At 68.1% G+C, this 17,018-nt stretch carries 16 protein-coding genes; 11 read left to right on the top strand and 5 right to left on the bottom strand.

What is annotated here, in order from left to right:
• Positions 1–15: 15 nt before the first annotated feature.
• Genes ABUE31_RS16455 through ABUE31_RS16505 form a run of 11 tightly spaced genes read left to right on the top strand, consistent with a single transcriptional unit; the run spans position 16 to position 12,041 of the window.
• On the top strand, positions 16–2,313 hold the full coding sequence (locus ABUE31_RS16455) for a bifunctional salicylyl-CoA 5-hydroxylase/oxidoreductase (RefSeq protein WP_367724763.1): 2,298 nt from the start codon (positions 16–18) through the stop codon (positions 2,311–2,313).
• Positions 2,310–3,083, top strand: a complete 774-nt coding sequence (locus ABUE31_RS16460; RefSeq protein ID WP_367724764.1) for an SDR family NAD(P)-dependent oxidoreductase — start codon at positions 2,310–2,312, stop codon at positions 3,081–3,083. The genes ABUE31_RS16455 and ABUE31_RS16460 overlap by 4 nt, the downstream gene beginning before the upstream one ends.
• A complete protein-coding gene (locus tag ABUE31_RS16465; protein WP_367724765.1) occupies positions 3,077–3,547 on the top strand; it encodes a MarR family winged helix-turn-helix transcriptional regulator in 471 nt (156 codons plus the stop codon). Before ABUE31_RS16460 ends, ABUE31_RS16465 begins: the two co-directional genes overlap by 7 nt.
• Positions 3,544–4,356: an enoyl-CoA hydratase family protein gene (locus tag ABUE31_RS16470; RefSeq protein ID WP_367724766.1), complete on the top strand. Its 813-nt coding sequence runs from the start codon at positions 3,544–3,546 to the stop codon at positions 4,354–4,356. The genes ABUE31_RS16465 and ABUE31_RS16470 overlap by 4 nt, the downstream gene beginning before the upstream one ends.
• Complete coding sequence (locus ABUE31_RS16475; RefSeq protein WP_367724767.1) at positions 4,356–5,540, top strand: acyl-CoA dehydrogenase family protein; 1,185 nt, start codon at positions 4,356–4,358, stop codon at positions 5,538–5,540. The genes ABUE31_RS16470 and ABUE31_RS16475 overlap by 1 nt, the downstream gene beginning before the upstream one ends.
• The gene (locus ABUE31_RS16480) at positions 5,537–5,989 is read left to right on the top strand and encodes a cupin domain-containing protein (protein ID WP_367724768.1); all 453 of its coding nucleotides are present in this window, start codon (positions 5,537–5,539) and stop codon (positions 5,987–5,989) included. The genes ABUE31_RS16475 and ABUE31_RS16480 overlap by 4 nt, the downstream gene beginning before the upstream one ends.
• Position 5,990: 1 nt before the next feature.
• Entirely contained in the window at positions 5,991–7,610 is a 1,620-nt protein-coding gene (locus tag ABUE31_RS16485; RefSeq protein WP_367724769.1) for a benzoate-CoA ligase family protein, read from the top strand.
• Positions 7,607–8,800, top strand: a complete 1,194-nt coding sequence (kynU, locus tag ABUE31_RS16490) for a kynureninase (RefSeq protein ID WP_367724770.1) — start codon at positions 7,607–7,609, stop codon at positions 8,798–8,800. Before ABUE31_RS16485 ends, kynU begins: the two co-directional genes overlap by 4 nt.
• On the top strand, positions 8,797–9,636 hold the full coding sequence (gene kynA / locus ABUE31_RS16495) for a tryptophan 2,3-dioxygenase (protein ID WP_367724771.1): 840 nt from the start codon (positions 8,797–8,799) through the stop codon (positions 9,634–9,636). The genes kynU and kynA overlap by 4 nt, the downstream gene beginning before the upstream one ends.
• A 24-nt stretch (positions 9,637–9,660) precedes the next feature.
• A complete protein-coding gene (locus tag ABUE31_RS16500) occupies positions 9,661–10,056 on the top strand; it encodes a RidA family protein (protein ID WP_367724772.1) in 396 nt (131 codons plus the stop codon).
• 23 nt (positions 10,057–10,079) lie between these two features.
• A complete protein-coding gene (locus ABUE31_RS16505) occupies positions 10,080–12,041 on the top strand; it encodes a 3-hydroxyacyl-CoA dehydrogenase NAD-binding domain-containing protein (protein WP_367724773.1) in 1,962 nt (653 codons plus the stop codon).
• A gap of 12 nt (positions 12,042–12,053) precedes the next feature.
• Here ABUE31_RS16505 and ABUE31_RS16510 read toward each other — a convergent pair whose 3' ends face one another.
• The 5 genes from ABUE31_RS16510 to ABUE31_RS16530 are packed head-to-tail and all read right to left on the bottom strand — an operon-like array spanning position 12,054 to position 16,986.
• Positions 12,054–13,559 carry an aldo/keto reductase gene (locus ABUE31_RS16510; RefSeq protein WP_367724774.1) on the bottom strand — a complete coding sequence of 502 codons (1,506 nt, stop codon included), beginning with the start codon at positions 13,557–13,559 and terminating at the stop codon, positions 12,054–12,056.
• On the bottom strand, positions 13,543–14,535 hold the full coding sequence (locus ABUE31_RS16515) for a branched-chain amino acid ABC transporter permease (RefSeq protein WP_367724776.1): 993 nt from the start codon (positions 14,533–14,535) through the stop codon (positions 13,543–13,545). Before ABUE31_RS16515 ends, ABUE31_RS16510 begins: the two co-directional genes overlap by 17 nt.
• Entirely contained in the window at positions 14,532–15,443 is a 912-nt protein-coding gene (locus ABUE31_RS16520; protein WP_367724777.1) for a branched-chain amino acid ABC transporter permease, read from the bottom strand. The genes ABUE31_RS16515 and ABUE31_RS16520 overlap by 4 nt, the downstream gene beginning before the upstream one ends.
• Positions 15,440–16,189, bottom strand: a complete 750-nt coding sequence (locus ABUE31_RS16525; RefSeq protein WP_367724778.1) for an ABC transporter ATP-binding protein — start codon at positions 16,187–16,189, stop codon at positions 15,440–15,442. Before ABUE31_RS16525 ends, ABUE31_RS16520 begins: the two co-directional genes overlap by 4 nt.
• A complete protein-coding gene (locus ABUE31_RS16530; protein ID WP_367724779.1) occupies positions 16,189–16,986 on the bottom strand; it encodes an ABC transporter ATP-binding protein in 798 nt (265 codons plus the stop codon). Before ABUE31_RS16530 ends, ABUE31_RS16525 begins: the two co-directional genes overlap by 1 nt.
• Positions 16,987–17,018 lie beyond the last annotated feature (32 nt).

Genomic DNA, 17,018 nt, shown 5'->3' on the forward strand with positions numbered 1-17,018 from the left:
GAGGAGAGCGCACGGATGAAGGTTGCGGTTCTCGGTGGCGGGCCTGCCGGCCTCTATTTTGCGATCTCGATGAAGCTTCGCAACTCCGCGCACGAGGTGACGGTCATCGAGCGCAACAAGCCGGACGACACGTTCGGCTGGGGCGTCGTGCTGTCGGCGGAGACGCTCGACAACCTCAACCGCAACGATCCGGTCAGCGCGGTCTGGATCAAGCGCTACTTCGCCTACTGGGACGACATCGCCGTCATCTACAAGGGCCAGCGTACGGTCTCCACCGGTCACGGCTTCTGCGGCATCGGACGCAAGCGCCTGCTGCTCCTGCTGCAGCGGCGCGCGCGCGAACTCGGCATCGAGGTGCGGTTCGAGACGGAAGCGCCCGACCCGCGCCCCTACATGGAGACGCACGATCTGGTCGTCGCCGCCGACGGCCTCAATTCCCGCTCCCGCGCCACCTTCGCCGACGTGTTCAAGCCGGACATCGACACGCGCAAGTGCAAGTTCGTCTGGCTCGGCACCCACCAGAAGTTCGACGACGCCTTCACCTTTATCTTCGAGAAGACCGAGCACGGCTGGGTGTGGGCGCATGCCTACCAGTTCGATCCGGAGACCGCGACCTTCATCGTCGAATGCAGCCAGGAGACCTGGGACAAGTTCGGCTTCGGCGCGATGAGCCAGCAGGAATCCATCGCCACCTGCGAAAAAATCTTCGAAAGGCATCTCGGCGGCCATTCGCTGATGACCAACGCCAACCACATCCGCGGGTCGGCCTGGATCAACTTCCCGCGCGTGCTGTGCGAGCGCTGGTCGCACGAGAACCTGGCGCTGATGGGCGATGCCGCGGCGTCGGCGCATTTCTCGATCGGCTCGGGCAGCAAGCTGGCGCTGGAAAGCGCCGTCGCGCTCGCCGACTACCTGCATTCCGAGCCGGACATGGCGTCGGCCTTCCAGAAATACGAGGATGCGCGGCGCACCGAGGTGCTGAAGCTGCAGTCGGCGGCGCGCAACTCGCTCGAATGGTTCGAGGAGGTCGAGCGCTACCTCGACCTCGACCCGGTGCAGTTCAACTACTCGCTTTTGACGCGATCGCAGCGCATCAGCCACGAGAACCTGCGCCTGCGCGACCCGGAATGGCTGGGCGGCGCGGAAGCCTGGTTCCAGCGCGAGGCCGGCGCACCCGAGGAAGACTGGAACCGCGCGCCGATGTTCGCGCCCTACCGGCTGCGAGACATGGAACTCGTCAACCGCGTCGTCGTCTCGCCGATGGCGCAGTACAAGGCCGTCGACGGCTGCCCGACCGACTGGCATTTCACCCACTATGCCGAGCGCGCCAAGGGCGGCGCGGGCCTCGTCTACATCGAGATGACCTGCGTCAGCCCGGAGGGCCGCATCACGCCCGGTTGCCCCGGCTTCTACGCGCCCGAGCACGAGGTCGCCTGGAAAAGGCTGGTCGACTTCGTCCATCGCGAGACCGAGGCGAAGATCTGCGCGCAGATCGGCCATGCCGGACCGAAGGCATCGGTGCAGGTGCCGTGGGAAGACGACGGCATGCCGCTGAAGGAAGACAACTGGCAGATCCTCGGGCCGTCCACCGTGGCGTGGTCGGAAGGCCATCAGGCGCCGAAGGCGATGGCCCGCGCCGACATGGACATGGTGCGCGACCAGTTCGTGGCATCGGCCGAGATGGCCGACCGTTGCGGCTTCGACATGCTGGAAATCCACGCCGCGCACGGCTACCTGCTGTCGGCCTTCATCACGCCGCTGACCAACACGCGCACCGACGACTATGGCGGCTCGCTTGAGAACCGCATGCGCTACCCGCTGGAGATCTTCCATGCGGTGCGCGAGGTGTGGCCCCTGCACAAGCCGATCTCGGTGCGTATCTCGGCCAACGACTGGGTCGGCATCGAGGGCGTCACGCCCGCCGACGCGGTGGAGATCGCCAAGATGCTATCGGCGGCGGGCGTCGACATCTGCGACGTCTCGGCCGGCCAGACCTCGACCCGCGCCAAGCCGGTCTACGGCCGCATGTTCCAGACGCCGTTCTCCGACCGCATCCGCAACGAGACCGGCATGGCGACGATGGCAGTCGGCAACATCTACGAGCCCGACCACGTCAACTCGATCCTGATGGCGGGGCGCGCCGACCTCGTCTGCCTGGCCAGGCCGCATCTCGCCGATCCCTACTGGACGCTGCACGCGGCGGTGGCACTCGGCGACCGCGGCGTGAAGTGGCCCGATCCCTACCGGCCCGGCCGCGACCAGATGTACAGGCTAGCCGCCCAGAAGAACGCGGCGGCGGAGTTCAAGGTATGAGCGCGAACCGGCACATCCGGGGTCGCCACGCGCTGGTCACCGGCGGCGGATCCGGCGTCGGGCTGGCGATCGCGACCGCTCTCGCGGACGCCGGCGTCGAGGTGACGATCTGCGGCCGCCGCGCCGAAGCGCTTGAAGCGGCGGCGGCCGGAAACGACCGTATCCACGGCATCGCCGCCGACGTGACCGACGAGCAGTCGATGCTCGACCTCTTCAAGGCGGCCGAAAGCGCGCGCGGGCCGTTCGACATCGTGATCGCCAATGCCGGCGCTGCCGACAGCGCGCCGGCGCACAAGGTCACGCTCGACGACTGGAAGAAGACGCTCGACGTCAACCTGACCGGCTCGTTCCTCACCGTGAAGCCGGCGCTGGCGGGCATGGCGGCGCGCAAGAGCGGCAGGGTCATCTTCATCGCATCGGTCGCCGGCCTCAGGGGCTACGGCTACGTCGCGCCCTATGTCGCGTCGAAGCACGGCGTTGTCGGCCTGATGCGGTCGCTGGCGGCCGAACTCGCCAAGACCGGCGTCACGGTAAACGCGATCTGCCCGGGCTATGTCGAGACCGACATGCTGGACAAGGCCGTGAACAACATCGTCGAGAAGACCGGGCGCTCGGTCGAGGAGGCGCGCGCGATCCTCTCCGCGAACAACCCGCAGGGACGTTTCGTGCAGCCGCAGGAAATCGCCGGCTCGGTCCTCTGGCTTTGCGACGAGGACGCCCGCTCGGTCACCGGCCAGACGATAGCGCTGTCGGGGGGCGAGACATGGTGAGCGCGCCGCTTTCCGCGATCTCCAAGGACAGCAAGGAGCGGCTGCGGCTCTGGATCCGGATGCTGAGGGCGTCGCGCACCATCGAGGCCGAGCTGCGCGAGCGTCTCAGGCAGGGTTTCGACACGACGCTGCCGCGCTTCGATGTCATGGCGGCGCTCTACCGCGCGCCGGAAGGCATGCTGATGAGCGGCCTGTCTAGCTTCCTGCTGGTTTCGAACGGCAACGTCACCGGGATCGTCGACCGCCTGGTTTCCGAAGGGCTTGTGACCCGCGCCCGGCGAAACGGCGACCGCCGGACATCAATGGTGAAGCTTACCGATGCGGGACGCGCGCAGTTCGAGGCGATGGCCGCGGCACACGAGGGCTGGATCGGCGAACTGCTCGGCGGCGTCAGCGAGGACGACACGAAACGGCTCGCCAGCATGCTGAAGTCGTTCCGCAGCAACTGGGAGGGACGCGAATGACCGCGATGGCGGCGCTCAAGCCGAAGAACTTCGTCTGGGAGGCCGAGGACCGCATCGCGAAGATCCGGCTCGACCGTCCGGAGCGCAAGAACCCGCTGACCTTCGAGTCCTACGCCGAGCTGCGCGACACCTTCCGCGCCCTCGCCTATGCCGACGACATCGACGCGGTGGTGTTCCTGCCCAATGGCGGCAACTTCAGCTCGGGCGGCGACGTGCACGACATCATCGGGCCGCTGGTCGCGATGGACATGAAGCAGCTGCTCGCCTTCACGCGCATGACCGGCGACTTCGTCAAGGCGATGCTGAACTGCGGCAAGCCGATCATCTCCGCCGTCGACGGCGTGGCGGTCGGCGCAGGCGCGATCATCGCCATGGCGTCCGACATCCGCATCGCCACGCCGGAAGCGAAGACGGCGTTCCTGTTCACCCGCGTCGGCCTCGCCGGCTGCGACATGGGCGCCTGCGCGATCCTGCCGCGTATCATCGGCCAGGGCCGCGCGGCCGAACTGCTCTACACCGGCCGCACGATGAGCGCGACGGAAGGCGAGCGCTGGGGCTTCTACAACCGCCTCGCAGAGGCCGCTGCGCTCGAGGCCGAAGCGATGGAACTGGCGCGCCGCATCGTATCCGGGCCTACCTTCGCGCACGGCATCACAAAGACGCAGCTCAACCAGGAATGGTCGATGGGGCTGGACCAGGCGATCGAGGCCGAGGCACAGGCCCAGGCGATCTGCATGCAGACAAGGGATTTCGAGCGCGCCTATCGCGCGTTCGTGGCAAAGGAAAAGCCGGTATTCGAGGGGAACTAATGCCTGACCGCTCGTTTCTCGATTGGCCGTTCTTCGAGCCCCGCCACCGCGAGTGGGCGGAGAAGCTCGACGCGTGGTGCGCGCAAAACCTGCCGGCCGACCATCACGACGTGGATGCAGCCTGCCGATCCCTGGTGGACTTGCTCGGGCGCGACGGCTGGCTGAAGCCGACGGCGGTCGACGCCGCAAATCCAGCGCCGCTCGACGTGCGCATGCTCTGCATCACGCGCGAAACGCTGGCCAGGCATGACGGGCTCGCCGACTTCGCCTTCGCCATGCAGGGGCTGGGCACCGGGGCGATCAGCCTGTTCGGCACGGACGGGCAGAAGAGATGGCTTGAGAAGACGCGGGCCGGCAAGGCGATCTCCGCCTTCGCGCTGTCGGAGCCGCGCTCGGGCTCCGACGTCGCCAACATGGACATGACGGCGACGAAGGACGGCGACAGCTACGTTCTCGACGGCGAAAAGACCTGGATTTCCAACGGCGGCATCGCCGACCTCTACGTCGTCTTCGCACGCACCGGCGAGGCGCCGGGCGCGAAAGGCATTTCCGCCTTCCTGGTTCCCGCCGACGCCAATGGCCTGACCGTCGCCGAGCGGCTGGAGGTGATCGCGCCGCACCCGCTGGCACGGCTTTCGTTCGAGGGCGTGCGCGTGCCGGCATCCGCGATGATCGGCAGGCCCGGCGAAGGGTTCAAGATCGCCATGTCGGTGCTCGACGTGTTCCGCTCCACCGTCGGGGCCGCCGCACTCGGCTTTGCGCGCCGCGCCTTCGACGAGAGCGTGAAGCGCGCCGGCGAGCGGAAGCTGTTCGGCGCGCCGCTTGCCGAGTTGCAGATGGTGCAGGGCCATCTGGCCGAGATGGCGCTCGACATCGACGCCGCCGCGCTGCTCATCTACCGCGCCGCGTGGACGAAGGACTCCGGCGCCGCGCGCGTCACCCGCGAGGCCGCGATGGCCAAGCTCTTCGCCACCGACAAGGCGCAGGAGGTCATCGACAAGGCAGTGCAGCTGCATGGCGGCGACGGCGTGCGCAAGGGCCACATCGTCGAGAGCCTGTACCGGGAAATCCGCGCGCTCCGGATCTACGAGGGCGCATCCGACGTGCAGAAGGTTGTCATCGCGAGGCAGGTGCTCGCGGACGTGCAGAAAACACAACGCCAGAGGGAAGGACTGCGCAGATGACGAAGGGACTCGCGAAAGGCATCACGGCCAACGGCACCGGCTTCGACGGCGTCAAGTGGAACATCCTCGGACAGGTCTACTATCCCAAGGCGGAGTGCGAGAGCACCTTCGCCTTCGAGACCAACAGCGCGCCCGGCCAGTTCGTGCCGGTGCACATCCATCCCGACCAGGACGAGTTCATCCTCGTCCAGGAAGGCCAGCTCGAACTGAAGCTCGACGGTGTCTGGACGACGGCGAAAGCCGGCGATCTCGTGCGCATGCCCCGCGGCATCCCGCACGGCTATTTCAACAAGTCGGACAAGCCCTGCCGCGCCCTGTTCTGGGTGTCGCCGGCCGGTCGGCTGAAGGAGCTGTTCGTGGAACTGCACGACAAGAGCGACATCCCCGAGATCATCAGGCTGTCGGCCGAGCACGACGTCGATTTCCTGCCGGAAGAAGCGAACGCCTGAGATGCTCGGACCGTCCGCTCATTCCGACACGTTCGCGCGGGACAACCTTCCGCCCGAGGACCAGTGGCCGGACTTCCTGCTCGACGGCTTCGACTATCCGGACCGGCTGAACGCCGGCGTCGAACTGACCGACCGCATGGTCGAGAAGGGATTTGGCGACCGCACCGCACTGATCGGAAACGGCCGCCGCCGCACCTACAAGGAACTGTCGGACTGGACCAACCGGCTGGCGCATGCGCTGGTCGAGACCTATGGGGTCAAGCCCGGCAACCGCGTTCTGATCCGCTCGGCGAACAACCCGGCAATGGTCGCCTGCTGGCTCGCCGCCACCAAGGCCGGTGCGGTCGTCGTCAACACCATGCCGATGCTGCGCGCCGGCGAACTCGGGCAGATCGTCGACAAGGCCGAGATCGCGCTGGCGCTCTGCGACACCAGGCTGATGGACGAGCTGGTAGCCTGCGCCAAGACCAGCCGGTTCCTCAAGCAGGTCGTCGGCTTCGACGGCACGGCCAACCACGACGCGGAGCTTGACCGCGCCGCACTCAACAAGGACGTGCGCTTCGAGGCGGTGGCGACCGGCCGCGACGACGTCGCGCTGCTCGGCTTCACGTCGGGCACGACCGGCGAACCCAAGGCGACGATGCACTTCCATCGCGACCTGCTGATCATCGCCGACGGCTACGCGAAGGAAGTGCTTGGCGTGACGCCCGACGACGTGTTCGTGGGATCGCCGCCGCTCGCCTTCACCTTCGGGCTCGGCGGGCTGGCGATCTTCCCGCTGCGATTCGGCGCCGCCGCGACACTCCTCGAAAGCGCGACGCCGCCGAACATGGTCGAGATCATCGAGACCTACAAGGCGACCATCAGCTTCACCGCACCGACCGCCTACCGCGCCATGCTGGCAGCCATGGACAAGGGGGCCGACCTTTCTTCGTTGCGCATCGCGGTCTCGGCCGGCGAGACGCTGCCGGCGCCGGTCTTCGACGACTGGACGCAGAAGACCGGCAAGCCGATCCTCGACGGCATCGGCGCCACCGAGATGCTGCACATCTTCATCTCCAACCGCCTATCCGACATGGCTGCGGGCCGCACCGGAAAGCCGGTCACCGGCTACGAGGCGAAGATCGTCGACGAGGACATGCGGGAAGTGCCGCGGGGTGCGGTCGGCCGGCTTGCCGTGCGCGGCCCGACCGGCTGCCGCTACATGGCCGATATCAGGCAGAAGATGTATGTGCGCGGCGGCTGGAACCTGACCGGCGATTCCTTCGTGCAGGACGAGGACGGATTTTTCCATTTCGCCGCGCGCTCCGACGACATGATCATCTCGTCCGGCTACAACATCGCCGGACCCGAAGTGGAAGCGGCGCTGCTGGCCCACCCGCATGTCAAGGAATGCGGCGTGATCGGCGTTCCCGATGCCGATCGCGGCCAGATCGTCGAGGCGCATGTCGTGCTGGTCGAGGGCGTCGCAGGCGACGAACTGACCCGCAAGATCCTGCAGGACCACGTCAAGGCGACGATCGCGCCCTACAAATATCCGCGTTCGGTGAAATTCATCGACGCGCTGCCGAAGACGCAGACCGGCAAGATCCAGCGGTTCAGGCTGCGGGAGAAAAAATGACCGATTTCGCACGTACCCGCGCGCTCTTCGACATCCCGGAAGGGATGATCTACCTCGACGGCAACTCGCTGGGGCCGCTGCCGGTTGCCGCCAAGGAGCGCGTGGCGACCATGCTCGCCGACGAGTGGGGCAAGCACCTCATCAAGGGTTGGAACGCCGCCGGCTGGATGAACCAGTCGCGCCGCATCGGCGACCGTGTCGGAAAACTGATCGGCGCGCCCGAGGGCACCACGATCATGGGCGACACGCTGTCGATCAAGGTCTACCAGGCGCTGGCCGCAGCGCTCGACCTCAATCCCGGCCGCCAGGTGGTGCTGTCGGACAGCGGCAATTTCCCGTCCGACCTCTACATGGCGCAGGGCCTGATCGGCTCGCTCGGCCGCGGGCTGGAGTTGAAGGTCGTCGAGCCGGAAGCGGTCGCCGATGCGATCGACGAGACGGTCGCGGTGCTGATGCTGACCGAGGTGGACTATCGCACCGGCCGGCTGCACGACATGAAGGCGCTGACCGCGAAGGCGCATGCGGCCGGCGCACTCACGGTCTGGGACCTGGCGCATTCGGCCGGCGCGCTGCCGGTCGACCTGATTGGCGCCGGTGCGGACTTCGCGGTGGGCTGCACCTACAAATATCTCAACGGCGGACCGGGCGCGCCGGCCTTCATCTATGTCGCGCCGAAGCACCTGGAGACCGCACGCCCTGCCCTCTCCGGCTGGCTCGGCCACGAGGCGCCGTTCGCCTTCGACCTCGACTACCGCGCGGGGGCCGGTATCGACCGCATGCGCGTCGGCACGCCGCCGGTCATCGCGCTCACCGTGCTCGACGCAGCGCTCGACGCCTGGGAGGGCGTATCGATGGCCGACGTCAGGGCGACGTCGATCGCGCTGTGCGACCTGTTCATCGCCGAGGTGGAAAAACGCTGTCCGGACCTGGTGCTCGCCACCACGCGCGACGGCGAAAGACGCGGCAGCCAGGTGTCGTTCCGCCACCCGCAGGGCTACGCCATCATGCAGGCGCTGATCGCCAGAAACGTCATCGGCGATTTTCGCGCGCCTGACGCCATCCGCTTCGGCTTCACCCCGCTCTATATCGGCGAAAAGGACGTGCTCGGCGCAGCCGCCATCCTTGAGACGATCATGAAGGACCGGCTGTGGGACCGGCCGGAATACCACAGGAAGGCGGCGGTGACATGAGCGGGAAACCCTACGACCCCTCCTCCGAGGGCGCGCAGATGTCGTTTTCCGGGCGCATGTCGTACGGCGACTACCTGCGTCTCGAACGCGTGCTCGACGCGCAGGAGCCGCTGTCGTCCGCGCATGACGAGATGCTGTTCATCATCCAGCACCAGACTTCGGAACTCTGGATGAAGCTCGCCATCCACGAGATCCGGGCCGCCATGCTGGCGATCCGCGAAGACAGGCTGCAGCCGGCCTTCAAGATGCTGAGCCGGGTCGCGCGCATCTTCGAACAGCTGACCGGCGCGTGGGACGTGCTGCGCACCATGACGCCGAGCGAATACACCGAGTTCCGGGCGTCGCTCGGCCAGTCCTCCGGCTTCCAGTCCTGGCAGTACCGGGCGATCGAGTTCCTGGCCGGCAACCGCAACCTGGCCATGCTGAAGCCGCACGAGCACCGGCCCGACATCACCGCGAAGCTGGAGGACATCCTCGCGGCGCCGAGCCTTTACGACGAGGCGCTGCGCCTGCTCGCCCGCAACGGCTTCGACATCGGCGGCGAGGACAAGCGCACGGACTGGCGCGAGACGCGGACGGAGAACCAGAAGGTGCTCGACGCCTGGAAGGCCGTCTACCGCGAGCCGACGACCCACTGGATGCTCTATGAACTGGCGGAGAAGCTGGTCGACTTCGAGGACTATTTCCGCCGCTGGCGCTTCAACCACGTGACCACGGTCGAGCGCATCATCGGACTGAAGCGCGGCACGGGCGGCACGGCCGGCGTCTCCTATCTCAGGCGCATGCTCGAGGTCGAACTGTTCCCCGAACTCTGGAAAGTCAGGACGGAACTCTAGGACATGGATTTGACGAGGGACTTGATGAACGAGATCCTGCAGCCGGAGGGATGGGCCAAGCCGATCGGCTATGCGAACGGCGTCGCGGCGCGCGGACGACTGGTGTTCGTTGGCGGCCAGGTCGGCTGGAATGGCCAGCAGCAGTGGGAAACCGACGACTTCGCCGGCCAGGTCCGGCAGACGCTGGAAAACATCGTCGCCATCCTCGCCGAGGCCGGCGCAGGGCCCCAGCACATCACCACCATGACCTGGTACTTCACCTCCAAGCAGGAGTACCTCGCCAACCTCAAGGGGCTCGGCCAGGCCTACCGCGACGTGATCGGCAAGCATTTTCCGGCGATGGCGGCGGTCGAGGTGACGGCGCTGGTCGAGGATCGCGCCAAGGTCGAGATCCAGGCCATCGCAGTCGTGCCGGACTGACGCGCGGAGCGCGGGAGAACAACGTGAAGCTGACTTTTTCGGAAAGCGTGACCGGCAGCGTCGTCGACGGCGTGCTGGTCGCGACGATCGACAATCCGCCTGTCAACGCGGCGTCGGCCGACATGCGGCAGGGGCTCCTGGCTGCGATCGACCATGCGGCGGCCGCGCCCGACATCGAAGGCGTCGTCATCACCGGCGCGGGGAAGACCTTCGTCGGCGGCGCCGACATCCGCGAGTTCGGCAAGCCGATGGCCAGTCCGCTGCTGCCGGACCTGATCGGCCGTATCGAGGCGAGCGACAAGCCGGTGGTCGCCGCGATCAACGGCGCGGCGCTGGGCGGCGGGCTGGAGATCGCGCTCGGCTGCCACCACCGCGTCGCAGCGCCCGTTGCGAAACTCGCCCTGCCCGAGGTCAAGCTCGGACTGGTGCCCGGCGCAGGCGGCACGCAGCGCCTGCCTCGCCTTGCCGGTGTGGTCGCAGCCGCGGAGATGGCGGCGACCGGCCGCATGGTCGGCGCAAACGAGGCGCAGGCGCTCGGCATCGTCGACGAGGTGGCTGGCGACGACCTAGTCGCGACGGCAGTTGCGGCCGCGCGCAGACTTGCCGGCACGCCGCCGCGCCGCACCGGCGACCTGCCTGTGCCGGCAGCGGACGGCGGAGCGGTCGAGACGATGGCCGCCAAGGTGCTGGCGCGTGCGCGCGGGCAGGAAGCGCCGGCTGAAGCATTGCGGCTGGTGCGCGCGGCGGCAGGACGTGCACTGGCCGAGGGGCTGGCCGACGAACGGGCGACGTTCCTGCGCCTGCGCGATTCCGACCAGTCGAAGGCGCTGCGCCATGTCTTCTTCGCCGAACGCGCCGCCGCGAAGATAGAGGGGCTGGACGGCGTGGAGCCGCGGCCGGTCCAGACGATCGGCGTCGTCGGGCTCGGCCTGATGGGGTCCGGCATCGCGGTCGCCGCGCTCGACGCAGGCTACGCGGTGACCGGCGTCGACATGACCGCGGAGGCCGCAGCCAAAGGCCGTGACCGCATTGCCGCCCTGCTCGATCGCAATGTCGCCTCCGGTCGGCTTGACGCCGCCGGGCGCGAACAGCGGCTGGCGCGGCTCAGCACGTCGGACAGCATGGCCGACCTGGCGGACGCCGATCTCGTCATCGAGGCGGTGTTCGACGATCTCGCCGTGAAGACGGCGCTTTTCCGGATGCTCGACGGCATCGTGCGGCCAGACGCGGTGCTCGCCACCAACACCAGCTATCTCGATCCCGACGCGCTCGCCGCGCAAACCGCGCGGCCGGAACGCGTCGTCGGCCTGCATTTCTTCTCGCCGGCCAACGTGATGCGGCTCATAGAGGTAGTGAACTGCGCGAAGACGGCGCCCGACGTGCTGGCGACCGCGTGGGCCGTCGCCAAGAGGCTCGGCAAGCTGCCGGTTGTCTCCGGCGTCACCGAAGGCTTCATCGGCAACAGCATCTTTTCGGCCTATCGCCGCGAGGCCGAATTCCTGCTCGAAGACGGCGCGCTGCCCGAAGAGATCGACGCGGCGATGCAGGGCTACGGTTTCGCGATGGGACCCTTCGCGGTGTTCGACCTTGCCGGGCTGGAGATCGCCTGGGCGCGGCGCAAGCGCCAGGCGGCGACGCGCGACCCCGGCGAGCGCTACGTCGAGATAGCCGACCGGCTCTGCGAAGCCGGCCGCTTCGGCCAGAAGGCCGGCCGCGGCTGGTATGCCTATCCCGACGGCAAGCGCACGGTCGACCCTGAGGTGACCGCGCTGATCGAGGCGGCGCGGGCGAAGAAGGGGATTTCGCCGCGCAGCATCGATGCCGACGAAATCGTGGCGCGCCTGCTCGGGGCGATGGCAGCCGAGGGCGACAGGCTGCTTGCAAACGGCATCGCCCAGCGGGCCAGCGACATCGATCTCGTGCTGATCAACGGCTACGGCTTCCCCGCCCACAAGGGCGGGCCGATGTTCGTTGCCGGGCGGTAGCAGTAGTCGCCCCTATCGTTGCGGGGTCGAGAAGTCCTGTCCCGTCCAGGAAGCAGGCTCGTCCACCACCGCTTCGGCCTCGATCTCGACTTCGTAGTCGCCGATCAGGTCGCCGGCCTGGATCATCGTGTTGGCGGGCATGATCCCGCCGAACACGCGGCCGTGCGCGCGCGACGCCGGCTCCCACCTGGCGGCGTCCTTCAGGTAGATGCGCGTCCTGACGACGTCTTCGAGCCGCCCCCCGAGCGCCGAAATCGACGCGGCGATCTTGTCGAGGATGTAGGTCGTCTGGGCGGCGGGATCGCCGGGCGCAACGCAGCGATCGGCGCCGTGGGTGGCAGTGGTGCCCGACACGCGGATCGTGTCCCTGACGCGAACGGCGCGGCTGAAGCCCGCGACCGGCTCCCACACGCTGCCCGACGACACCCGCAGGCGCCCGGGACGGCCGGGCACCGGCGTCGCACTGAACACCGAGGGAATGGCGTCGAGATGGTGGCTGAGGTCGCCCGACGCCGTGAGATAGGGCGGCTTGCGGTATTCGTCGCCGCAATCGCCTGGAACAGGCTTCGTCGCGGCAAAAGCCGCGTCGAGCAGCGAGCGATCCTCGGCGTCGAGCGCGAAGCCGAAGACCTTCAGGTTGTCGTCGCGATGTTCGCTTTCGCCGAGCCGCGCGCCGATGATGGTCGCCGCCACCGCTTCGTGCTCCAGCACCCAGCGCGACGCCACGTTGGAGAGCGAAACGCCATGCTTGCGCCCGATCCCCGCGGCCGCGGCAAGAATGCCCTGGAAGGCCTGCCAGCCGCCGGCGACGTCGATGAAGCGCTTGTATTTCGAGCGGCTCCAGTCGTGAATTTCGGTCGGCTCCGGCCGGTCCAGCCATTTTTCGGAAAGGAAGCCGCCGCAGAGCGTGCCATAGGCGAGCAGCTTCACGCCCTTTTCCGCGCAAAGGGCGGAAAGCTCGCCCGCGGCCCGGCGGTCGACAAGCGAGAACGAAACCTGGTTGGTAGCGAGCGGAACGCCGTCGGCGAGCGCCACGCGCAGATGCGCGGCATCGAAATTGGTGACGCCGATGGCGCCGATCAGCCCCTCTTCCTTCAGCCTCGCCATTTCGTGCAGGGCATCCAGCCAGGCCGGATGCTCGAAGGTCCACCAGTGGAACTGCAGGAGGTCGACCTTCTCGACGCCGAGACGGTCGAGCCGCTCCTGCACACCCTTGCGCACGATCTCCGCCGTCATCGGCCCCGGTTCGGGGCACCATTTGGTGAAGGCGAGCGGCTTTTGCCCGGCCGGATAACGCGCCAGCAGCCGTCCCGTGATGATTTCGGCGCTGCCGTAGTGGTCGGCCATGTCGAAAGTGTCGAAACCCGCGCCCGCGTAGCCTTCGAGCGCATCGGCGCCGCGCTCGGGATCGATGATCTCGCCGGACTTCTCGATGTCGGCGACCTGCCAGAGGCCGCAGACGAGCCGGCTGATCGAGAGATTTTCGGCGATTGTCGTGCGGTCAGGACTTCGGGGCATCAGGAGCCTTTGCATCGGGTTGGGCGCGCGGGCCGACATGGCGGGAGACGACGCGCTCCTCGCCCAGGATGCCGCGCGGGCGCAGAAGCAGGATGGCGCAGAGCGCGACGCCGATCATGACGATCTGCAGCGCGGCCGCCCGTGCCTGCTGGCCGGGCGGGAAGAGTTCTGAAACCGCGCCGGCCGAGGCCGCCCAGATGCCCCAGACGAGGATCGCGCCGAGGATCGCGCCCTTGTTGTTGCCCGAGCCGCCGACGATCAGCATGGCCCAGACCTGGAAGGTCAGCATGGGCACGTAGTTGTCCGGCGCGATGAAGCCGATGAAATGCGCCTGCACGGCGCCCGCCAGCCCCATGATGCCGCCGCCGATGGCGAAGGCCTGCAGGCGGAACCTCGTCGCGTTCTTGCCCAGCGCCAGCGCCGCCTGCTCGTCCTCGCGGATCGCCCGCAGCACCCGGCCCCACGGGCTGCGGGCCAGCCGCTCCAGCACGAGGTAGAGCATCAGCACGATGGCGACCAGCACGCCCAGATTGGCGAGGCTGAAGAACAGCGGATCGCCGGCATGGTCGGCGAAGGGGCGCGGGATGAAGCCGATGCCGAACGGGCCGCCGGTGACCGGCTCCAGGTTCAGCGCGACAAGCTGCACCACGACGGCCACGCCGAACGTGGCGATGGCGAGATAGTCGGCGCGCAGCCTGATCGTGAGCGCGCCGACCAGGAAGGAAACGAAGCCGGTGGCGATGGCACCGCCGACCCAGCCGGCCACGATGGGCAGGCCGAAACCGCCGAGGCGGTTGGGGTCGTCAGGCGTGGTGAGCAGCGCCGAAACATACGCGCCGACCGCCACGAAGCCGGCGATGCCGACGTTGAACAGCCCGGTCTGTCCCCACTGCACGTTGAGGCCGAGGCAGATGATGGCGTAGGTCAGCGCCATGGTCAGGAAAAACGCGCCGTAGCTGACAAGCTCAACGCTCATTCGACCCTCCCGAAGAGGCCCTGCGGGCGCAGGAGCAGCACCAGGACGAGGATGACGAAGGCGATGGCCGCGCGCCATTCCGCCCCGACGAGCTGAACGGCGAAGGCTTCAGCCAGACCAACGACCAGGCCGGCGACCATCGCGCCGGGCACCGAGCCGATGCCGCCGAGGATGGCGGCGGCGAACAGCGGCAGGAGCAGGTCGTGGCCCATCTGCGGCCTGATCTGGACGATCAGCCCGGCGCTGACACCGGCGATGCAGGCAAGGGCTGCGCCCAGAAGCCAGACGATGCGGACGACGCGGCGCACCTCGACGCCGGCGACGCCGGCAAGCTGCGGGTTCTCGCTGACGGCGCGCATGGCGCGGCCGATCGCGGTGCGCGACAAAAGCAGGTGGACAGCGACGACGAGCGCAGCGGCGACGCCGAGCGACAGCAACTGGTCGGGCGTGGCGCGGATGCCGAAGCCGAGCGGCATGGCGATCTGCAGCGCCTTGGAGAAGTAGAGCGGCTGAGAGGTGAAGATGAACTCGAGCAGCGAGCGCAGGGTCAGCGCGGCGCCGAAGCTCGCCATGACCATGATGATGACCGAGCTCCTGCTGGAGCGCAGGCGGCCGAACAGCAGCGCGTCGACCAGAAGCGCGAGCCCGCCGTTCAGCGCGACCGCGACCAGCGTGGCCAGAACCAGCGCCCAGCCGAAGGAGAAGGGCCCGATCGGCGTAGCCAAGCCGCCGAACAGCATGCCGAGCGCGCCGGCCACGACCAGAGCGAAATAGGCACCCCAGGAGATGAATTCGCCATGCGCGAAATTGGCGAAGCGCAGGATCGAGTAGGTGAGCGTGACGCCGACCGCGCCGAGCCCGATCATCGAGCCGGCGACCAGCCCGTCCATCAGCGCCTGCGGGTTCATGGCGCCACCGTCGCGTGGCGCCGAGCGCCGAGATAGAGCTCACCGACCAGCGGATCGTCGGCGAGGCCGGCGGCGGTCCCTTCATGCGCGACCTTGCCCTCGACGAGGATCACCGCACGGTCGGCGATCGCCAGCGCCGCCTTCACGTTCTGCTCGACCAGGACGATGGTCACGCCTTTCGCGTTGATCTCCTTCAGGCGGGCAAACACCTCCGAGACGATCTTCGGCGACAGGCCGGCGCTCGGCTCGTCGAGGATCAGCACGCTCGGCTCGACGATCAGCGCGCGGGCGACGGCGAGCATCTGGCGCTGGCCGCCCGACAGCGCGCCGGCGCGGCGCGAGGGCCGCCCCGCGAGGTCAGGGAACATGGCGTAGAGCGCCGCGATCCGCTCGCTGCGCTTTTCCTTCGGCAGGATGTCGGCGGCGAGCAGCAGGTTGTCGTGGATCGACAGCGTGGCGAAGATGTTCTCGGTCTGCGGCACGAAGGCCAGGCCGTGCCTGATCTTCTCGTGCGCAGGCACGTCGGTGATGTCGGCACCGCCCAGCGACGCCTTGCCGGAATGAACGGGGACCAGCCCCGCAATGGCCTTCACGAAGGTCGACTTGCCGGCGCCGTTGGGGCCGAGGATCAGCACCAGTTCTCCTGAGGCGACGCGGAAGTCGACGCCCCGAACGATCGGCAGGTCGCGCTCATAGCCGGCGACCAGAGCCTCCGTCGACAGCACCGTGGACGCCGCGCCGGCCATCACGCCACCCCGCCGAGATAGGCATCGACCACGGCCGGGTCGCGCACCACGTCGTCGGGGGCGCCCTCGGCCAGGAAGCGGCCGCCCGCCATGACGACGACGCGCGAGCAGAGCTGCGCGACCATGTCCATGTTGTGCTCGATGAGCAGGATCGAGACGCCCTGCGCATTGAGCTCGAGCACGCGGTCGACGATGAACTGGAGCAGCGTCGGGTTGACGCCGGCAGCCGGCTCGTCGAGCAGGATGGTATCGGGGTCGGCCATCAGGATGCGGGCGAGTTCGAGCAGCTTGCGCTGGCCGCCGGACAGCACCCGCGCCGGCTCGTGCTCCAGCTTCGACAGCGTGACGAAGTCGAGCAATCCCCTCGCCTTCTCGACCGCCGCGCGCTCCTCGGCGGCGACGCGGCCGGGCTTGACGAGGTTCAGCCAGGCGCGCTCGCCGGACTGGCGCTGCGCGCCGGTCAGCACGTTCTCCAGCACGGTCATCTCGGCGAAGGGACGCGGGATCTGGAAGGTGCGGCCGACGCCGGCGCCGATGCGCGTCTCCGGCCCGGCCCTTGTCACGTCCTTTCCATCGACAAGGATGCTGCCGGCATCCGGCTTCAGGCTGCCGGCCAGCAGGTTGAACAGCGTCGTCTTGCCGGCGCCGTTGGGCCCGATGAGGCCGAGCAGTTCGCCGCGCTGCAGGGCGAGCGACATGCCGTCGACGGCGCGCAGCCCGCCGAACGCCTTGACCACGCCACGGGTCTCCAGCGGCGGAGTGGCGAGGGTATGGGCGAGGTCCGGATCGGGTTGCATCGCGCTTGCCACGATTCTTGATCGATGATGTT

The sequence above is a fragment of the Mesorhizobium marinum genome, from assembly GCF_040813675.1.
Lineage (GTDB): Bacteria > Pseudomonadota > Alphaproteobacteria > Rhizobiales > Rhizobiaceae > Mesorhizobium_K > Mesorhizobium_K marinum.

Bases quoted from the DNA above. Each gene is read 5' to 3' on its own strand.
- ABUE31_RS16515 (WP_367724776.1), bottom strand. From the start codon at position 14,535: ATGAGCGTTGAGCTTGTCAGCTACGGCGCGTTTTTCCTGACCATGGCG.
- ABUE31_RS16510 (WP_367724774.1), bottom strand. From the start codon at position 13,559: ATGCCCCGAAGTCCTGACCGCACGACAATCGCCGAAAATCTCTCGATC.
- ABUE31_RS16525 (WP_367724778.1), bottom strand. From the start codon at position 16,189: ATGGCCGGCGCGGCGTCCACGGTGCTGTCGACGGAGGCTCTGGTCGCC.
- ABUE31_RS16455 (WP_367724763.1), top strand. From the start codon at position 16: ATGAAGGTTGCGGTTCTCGGTGGCGGGCCTGCCGGCCTCTATTTTGCG.
- ABUE31_RS16465 (WP_367724765.1), top strand. From the start codon at position 3,077: ATGGTGAGCGCGCCGCTTTCCGCGATCTCCAAGGACAGCAAGGAGCGG.
- ABUE31_RS16480 (WP_367724768.1), top strand. From the start codon at position 5,537: ATGACGAAGGGACTCGCGAAAGGCATCACGGCCAACGGCACCGGCTTC.
- ABUE31_RS16470 (WP_367724766.1), top strand. From the start codon at position 3,544: ATGACCGCGATGGCGGCGCTCAAGCCGAAGAACTTCGTCTGGGAGGCC.
- ABUE31_RS16460 (WP_367724764.1), top strand. From the start codon at position 2,310: ATGAGCGCGAACCGGCACATCCGGGGTCGCCACGCGCTGGTCACCGGC.
- ABUE31_RS16530 (WP_367724779.1), bottom strand. From the start codon at position 16,986: ATGCAACCCGATCCGGACCTCGCCCATACCCTCGCCACTCCGCCGCTG.
- ABUE31_RS16520 (WP_367724777.1), bottom strand. From the start codon at position 15,443: ATGAACCCGCAGGCGCTGATGGACGGGCTGGTCGCCGGCTCGATGATC.
- kynU (WP_367724770.1), top strand. From the start codon at position 7,607: ATGACCGATTTCGCACGTACCCGCGCGCTCTTCGACATCCCGGAAGGG.
- ABUE31_RS16485 (WP_367724769.1), top strand. From the start codon at position 5,991: ATGCTCGGACCGTCCGCTCATTCCGACACGTTCGCGCGGGACAACCTT.
- ABUE31_RS16500 (WP_367724772.1), top strand. From the start codon at position 9,661: ATGAACGAGATCCTGCAGCCGGAGGGATGGGCCAAGCCGATCGGCTAT.
- kynA (WP_367724771.1), top strand. From the start codon at position 8,797: ATGAGCGGGAAACCCTACGACCCCTCCTCCGAGGGCGCGCAGATGTCG.
- ABUE31_RS16475 (WP_367724767.1), top strand. From the start codon at position 4,356: ATGCCTGACCGCTCGTTTCTCGATTGGCCGTTCTTCGAGCCCCGCCAC.